The following is a 367-nucleotide window of genomic DNA, read 5'->3' on the forward strand; positions in this document are numbered from 1 at the left end:
ATTTGCCTTTAGAACATCCACTGTCATAAGTTTTAAATTTGGAAAATTTCGGTTATCGAAATAATATATGGCAAAAGTAAATAATATTTCAATTTCAAAACCTTTTGCACCTTCAAAAATATGAAATTGGGAAAATCGTGACGTGTTTACCAGTATGAAAGAATTAAAACATCTCAATAAATACTTATACAAATATAAATGGCACCTCATTGGGGGGATCTTCATTACCATTATCGCCCGGGTGTTTGCCCTGGTCACTCCCCGCTTCATTGGAGAATCTACCAGTGCCATTGAAAGATGGGTGAACGGAGAAGTTACTTCGGAAGCTGCCCTACGATCTGAGCTAATGACCAACATTCTGATCATT

Annotated in this window: 1 pseudogene; it reads left to right on the plus strand. The window is 36.8% G+C overall.

What is annotated here, in order from left to right:
* Window positions 1-154: 154 nt before the first annotated feature.
* A pseudogene (locus HC175_RS20765) lies at window positions 155-367 on the plus strand (ABC transporter); the annotation flags it as partial.

The sequence above is a fragment of the Salinimicrobium oceani genome, assembly GCF_012037645.1.